This is a genomic window from Paraburkholderia sp. (assembly GCF_035656215.1).
Classification (GTDB): domain Bacteria; phylum Pseudomonadota; class Gammaproteobacteria; order Burkholderiales; family Burkholderiaceae; genus Paraburkholderia.
Window position 1 is genome coordinate 1 of the sequence record NZ_DASRSY010000063.1, and the last position, 5,893, is coordinate 5,893.

The 5,893-nt window shown below is 62.3% G+C and carries 6 protein-coding genes; 3 read left to right on the forward strand and 3 right to left on the reverse strand.

The genetic code is table 11. From position 1 onward, the window contains the following. From VFE81_RS03550 to VFE81_RS03560, 3 genes are all read left to right on the forward strand, one after another. Nucleotides 1–1,288: carboxyl transferase domain-containing protein (locus VFE81_RS03550; protein ID WP_325043267.1), on the forward strand; the 1,288-nt coding region annotated here is incomplete at its 5' end. A gap of 28 nt (nt 1,289–1,316) precedes the next feature. Next, nucleotides 1,317–2,102, forward strand: coding sequence for an enoyl-CoA hydratase/isomerase family protein (locus VFE81_RS03555; protein ID WP_325043268.1), 786 nt, complete (start codon nt 1,317–1,319; stop codon nt 2,100–2,102). Nucleotides 2,103–2,181: 79 nt separating this feature from the next. After that, nucleotides 2,182–4,206: an acetyl/propionyl/methylcrotonyl-CoA carboxylase subunit alpha gene (locus VFE81_RS03560; RefSeq protein WP_325043269.1), complete on the forward strand. Its 2,025-nt coding sequence runs from the start codon at nt 2,182–2,184 to the stop codon at nt 4,204–4,206. A 9-nt stretch (nt 4,207–4,215) separates the two neighbouring features. On the opposite strand, the gene VFE81_RS03565 is transcribed toward VFE81_RS03560, so the two are convergent. The 3 genes from VFE81_RS03565 to VFE81_RS03575 all read right to left on the reverse strand — a co-directional run bounded on the left by VFE81_RS03565 (nt 4,216) and on the right by VFE81_RS03575 (nt 5,770). Then, nucleotides 4,216–5,007 carry a phosphate/phosphite/phosphonate ABC transporter substrate-binding protein gene (locus VFE81_RS03565; RefSeq protein WP_325043270.1) on the reverse strand — a complete coding sequence of 264 codons (792 nt, stop codon included), beginning with the start codon at nt 5,005–5,007 and terminating at the stop codon, nt 4,216–4,218. Nucleotides 5,008–5,026: 19 nt separating this feature from the next. Next, entirely contained in the window at nt 5,027–5,305 is a 279-nt protein-coding gene (locus VFE81_RS03570) for a hypothetical protein (RefSeq protein WP_325043271.1), read from the reverse strand. A 183-nt stretch (nt 5,306–5,488) separates the two neighbouring features. Next, nucleotides 5,489–5,770 (reverse strand): 2Fe-2S iron-sulfur cluster-binding protein, encoded by a 282-nt coding sequence (locus VFE81_RS03575; protein WP_325043272.1) that lies wholly within the window; start codon nt 5,768–5,770, stop codon nt 5,489–5,491. Nucleotides 5,771–5,893: the final 123 nt, after the last annotated feature.

The following is a 5,893-nucleotide window of genomic DNA, read 5'->3' on the forward strand; positions in this document are numbered from 1 at the left end:
CAACGACGCGACGGTCAAGGGCGGCACCTACTATCCCGTCACGGTCAAAAAACACGTGCGGGCGCAGGAAATCGCCGCCGAAAACCATTTGCCGTGTGTCTACCTGGTCGACTCGGGCGGCGCAAATCTGCCGAATCAGGACGACGTGTTTCCCGATCGCGATCACTTCGGCCGCATCTTCTTTAACCAGGCGAACCTGTCCGCCGCAGGCATTCCGCAAATCGCCGTGGTGATGGGTTCGTGCACGGCTGGCGGCGCCTATGTGCCCGCCATGAGCGACGAGTCGATCATCGTCAAGAATCAGGGGACGATTTTTCTGGGCGGCCCTCCTTTGGTGAAAGCGGCGACCGGCGAAGTGGTGAGCGCGGAAGACCTCGGTGGCGGCGACGTGCATACGCGTCTGTCGGGCGTGGTCGATCATCTCGCGCAGAACGACGCGCATGCGCTGGGCATTGCGCGCAGTATCGTCGGCAATCTGAATCGCACGAAGCAGGTGCCGGTGGCGTTGCAGGAACCGAAGCCGCCGCGCTATGACGTGAAGAGCATGTATGGCGTGATTCCCGTCGATACGCGCAAGCCGTTCGATATCCGCGAGGTGATCGCGCGTATCGTCGACGATTCCGCTTTCGACGAATTCAAGGCCCGCTACGGCACGACGCTCGTGACCGGCTTCGCGCATATCTGGGGGCACCCGGTCGGCATCATCGCGAATAACGGCATTCTGTTTTCGGAGTCGGCGCTCAAGGGCGCGCACTTCATCGAACTGTGCTGCCAGCGCAAGATTCCGCTGGTGTTCCTGCAGAACATTACGGGTTTCATGGTGGGTCGCAAGTACGAAAACGAAGGTATCGCGCGTAACGGCGCGAAGATGGTGACCGCCGTGGCGACGGCGAAGGTGCCGAAGTTCACGGTGATCATCGGCGGTTCGTTCGGGGCAGGCAATTACGGCATGTGTGGCCGCGCGTATTCGCCGCGCTTCCTGTGGATGTGGCCGAATGCGCGCATCTCGGTGATGGGTGGCGAGCAGGCGGCGTCAGTGCTGGCCACGGTGAAGCGCGACGGTATCGAGGGTAAGGGCGGTTCGTGGAGCGCGGAAGAGGAAGAGGCGTTCAAGCAACCGATCCGCGATCAATACGAGCACCAGGGCCACCCGTACTACGCGAGCGCGCGTCTATGGGACGACGGTGTGATCGACCCCGCGCAAACGCGCGATGTGCTCGGTCTCGGCCTTTCGGCGACGATGAACGCGCCGATCGAAGACACGCGTTTCGGCGTATTCAGAATGTGACAGAGCGCTACGCGCAGGAGCTGCAACGATGCAATACGAAACGCTGAATCTCGCGTTTGCCGGCCAGATCGCCACGGTCACGCTGAATCGCCCGGACGTGCGCAACGCGTTCAACGAAACGATGATCGCCGAAGTCACCTCGGCCTTCACGGCACTGAACGCGCGTGACGACGTACGCGCGGTCGTGCTCGCCGCGAACGGTAAAGCGTTCTGCGCGGGCGCGGATCTGAACTGGATGAAGAAGATGGCCGGTTACTCGGACAGCGAGAACCGTGCCGACGCCATGCTACTGGCGAACATGCTGTCGTCGATCTATCGCTGCAACAAGCCGGTGATCGCACGCGTGAACGGCGACGCATACGCGGGCGGCATGGGTTTGATCTCGGCGTGCGATATCGTCGTCGCGGTGGACAGCGCGCGTTTTTGCCTCTCGGAAGCGCGTCTTGGTCTGATCCCGGCCACCATCGCGCCGTACGTGATCCGCGCGTTGGGCGAGCAGGCGTCGCGCCGCTACTTTACGACCGCCGAGCAGTTCGATTGTGCGACGGCGTTCCGGCAGGGCCTTGTTAGCGAAGCGGTCAGTGCGGAGCAACTCGACGCTACCGTCCAGCAGATTGCGGAGACGCTGTGCGCAAATGGTCCGCAAGCGGTGCGTGCCTGCAAGCAGCTCGTGCAGGACATCGCCGGCCACGAGTTGAACGAGGCCATGATCGAGGACACGGCGGCACGCATCGCGCGCACGCGAGCCGGTGCGGAAGGCCGTGAAGGTGTCGCATCGTTCCTCGAAAAACGCACGCCGTCCTGGCGCAGTTGAAGCGCGACCCAGGCACAAATTCCGAGGCGCATGCCGGCCTTCACCAGAACAACAGCCCGAGAACGGAACGAGACACCTCATGTTCAACAAGATCCTGATAGCCAACCGCGGCGAGATTGCGTGCCGCGTCGCTGCGACCTGCAAGCGGCTCGGCATCGCGAGCGTGGCCGTGTATTCCGATGCGGACGCCAACGCGAAACACGTGGCCGCCTGTGATGAGGCGGTGCATATCGGCGGATCGACCGCGGCGGAAAGCTATCTGCGCGTCGAGCGCATCATCGAAGCCGCGCGCGCAACCGGCGCACAGGCGGTGCATCCGGGCTACGGCTTCCTGTCGGAAAACGAAGACTTCGCGCATGCCTGCGAAGCGGCCGGTATCGTGTTCATCGGACCGCCGGTCGAAGCCATTGCCGCCATGGGTTCGAAGGCGGCCGCGAAGGCACTGATGCATGCCGCCGCCGTGCCGCTCGTGCCGGGTTATCACGGCGACGATCAGGACCCGCAGTTGCTGCATCGCGAAGCCGATGCGATCGGTTATCCGGTCTTGCTGAAGGCGAGCGCGGGTGGCGGTGGTAAAGGCATGCGTGTCGTCGAGCGCACTGAAGATTTCGTGGCGGCATTGGCATCGTGCAAACGCGAAGCAGCCAGCAGTTTCGGCAACGACCGCGTGCTGATCGAAAAGTACCTGACGCGGCCGCGTCACGTGGAAGTGCAGGTGTTCGCGGACCGTCACGGCGGCGCGGTGTACCTGTTCGATCGCGATTGCTCGGTGCAGCGGCGTCACCAGAAGGTGCTGGAAGAAGCGCCGGCGCCGGGGCTATCCCCGGAAATTAAGCGCGAAATGGGCGAAGCGGCAGTGGCCGCCGCGCGTGCGGTGAATTACGTCGGTGCGGGCACGGTCGAGTTCATCATGACCAGCACGGGCGATTTTTATTTCATGGAGATGAACACGCGCCTGCAGGTCGAGCATCCGGTTACGGAAATGGTGACGGGACAGGACCTGGTGGAGTGGCAACTGCGCGTCGCCGCCGACGAACCACTGCCGCTCACGCAGCAACAGCTGAAAATCGACGGCCATGCGATCGAGGCGCGTATCTACGCTGAGCATCCGGCGCGTGGCTTCCTGCCGTCCACTGGTACGCTCAAGCATCTGCGCATGCCCGAAGGCGTCGAATTCTCCATCGGGGAGCCGGACCGCAAAGCGCCGGTACGTATCGACAGCGGCGTGCGCGAAGGCGACACCATCACGCCGTTCTACGATCCGATGATCGCCAAGCTGATCGTCCACGGCGCGACGCGTGAAGAGGCGCTCGCGCGTCTGAATCGTGCGCTGCGCGCCTGCGAAGTGGTCGGTCCGCACACTAACGTCGAGTTCCTGCAACGCATCGTCACGAGCGAGTCGTTTGCGACCGGCGATCTCGATACGGGTTTGATCGAGCGTCATCACGATGCCTTGTTCGCGCCCGTGAAAAAGCCTTTCAAGGAAGCGCTGGCGCTCGCCTGCGCCGCGTTACTGACGCGCGAAGGCGGCACCGCGCATGGCGCGTCGCCGTGGGATGCACTATCGCACTGGCGCCTGAATAGCGGCTACACGCAGACGCTCGGATGGCGCAATATTGGCGACAACAGCGACAACGAAAGTGCATTCACCGTTACGTTCGCACGCGACAGCGCCACGCAAACGCTCGAACACGACGGCGTGCGCGAGGACTTCACCTGGTCGAACGGCACAGGTCAGCACGAATACCGCGCGACGATCGGCGATGCGCGGGTAACGGGGCGCGTTTTCATCGACGGCGATACGTTCCACGTATTCTGCCTCGGCGAGGCGCTGGCGTTCGAGTGGCAGAACCTGCTCGCCCATGCCGCGGATGCTGAAGGCGGCGAAGGCCGTTTGACCGCACCGATGCCGGGCAAGGTGATTGCCGTGCTGGTTGAACCGGGCACGGTGGTAGAGAAGGGCACGCCGCTGATCGTGATGGAAGCAATGAAAATGGAGCACACGATCGGCGCGCCTGCTGCAGGCACGGTGTCGGAAGTGCTGTATGCAGTCGGCGATCAGGTTGCCGACGGGGCGCAGCTTCTGGTGCTGGATGTGGGCTAATCGCCGTGCTTAAGCGAGGCGCGCGTAGCCTAAGGCGCGCGCTTCGTTTTCGAGTTGCGCGATCCGTTGGTAGTCGGTAAGCGGCAACGCGGAAAAGCCCTTCAAACGCAGGCGTTTGGCGCGCTCGGGCTGCGCAAGGTGCACTTCGTTCAGTGCCTCGCGTAGCGTCACGACCATCGCGGGCGGCACGTTGCTGGAGGCGATCAAAGGCAAACCCGGCGATGCCGCCGTCACGCCGATTTGCCGAACCTGTTGCGCCAGTTCCGGCAATTCATCGCAGACAAAAGCGAACGTCACGCAGTCGATTGCGGCGACGTCCGCTCGATTTTCAGCCACCGCCCGCAACGATCCGAGATGCGAACCGGTGCGCAGGATAGCGCTGAAAAACGCTCCTTCGCGTGCAAGCGGTGCCACGGCATGACGAAACACGTTCATGCCGCTATTCGAATCGTCCTGATTGTAGGCAGCACGCGCGCCACGGCATGCCGCAAGCGAATCGAACAGCGCGTCCGTTCGTGTGACCAGTACGCTCGAATAATCTGCGCCTTCGCAGCCTGGCGCATCGAATCGCGGCGTTGCGATCAACTGAACGTGGTCGTTTAAACCATGCATCAATGGATAGCCGCAGGTTTGCGAGAGCAGTACGTTAGGGCGCCGCCAGAAGGCGTGCAGTTCCTCGTCCGGCTCGACGATGCGGCACGCCGGCTCCGCCATGCGCAAGACGTCGTCCAGCAACTCCCGCCACGCGGTGGCAAGCGCGGGCGTCACGTTATACATCGGCAGGGCGGCGATCCAGGTCATGGACGCAATTCTGGCATGTCTAATGTCTGACCATTCGGAATTCGTCGAGCCCCAACCGCACGGGTTCAGTCTCTTTGAAGGGCCATTTGCACTCAACCACCTTTAATATCTCCAGTTGCGCGTCTTCGAACGCGACAAGGAGGTCACGGCGTCGTTTGCTGGCCGCGCCGCAATAGCGCACGAGTGCCTCGGCGCTGACTTCGAAGATCTGCACCCGATCGTCAAAGCAGACCCGGAATGCGACGGTCGCGCATTCCGTGACACAGGGCCTGAATCCTTCATCGACATATACCGACATGGCAACCTCCCGCCGCATGCGTGAGTAATCAGGATGATCGGCTGCAAGCTTTCGGTATGTGGGAAAACCGGCATTCGGTCAGAAAATGCCTGGCGCTCGCTTCACCTTGCCGGTCGGAAACAGAACGCATCCGTGTGGAAGCATACGTAATCGGATTTTGCGCCAGGATGTCGGACCCGTCTTTCAGAGTTCTAGTGACAGAGCGTCCGTCGCGGCGACGTCATCGGCAACCGGTCGCCCCATGCAGATGAGCGCGCGGCCTGCTTCGATCGGTGCGTCGGTGGCTTCCTGGTAAGCGACGCGGCCGTTCAGCACGCGCGTGGAGCATGTGCCACACATTCCGGAGCGACAACTCGACTGTGCAGCGATGCCACATACCTCCGCGAATTCGAGCAGCGTGCCGTCCTTCGGTCGCCATTGAACGGTGCGCTGCGATCGCGCGAACGTGACGGGTATGCCGACCATATCGTTTGCCGCTGCGTTTTCGGACCCCGAGTCTCGCGTGTCCTCCTTAGAGCGTGTTAGGAACTTTGGAGTACTGGTACTGCATGAACAAGCATGAGCATGGTGAAGACCACGAAATGAAGC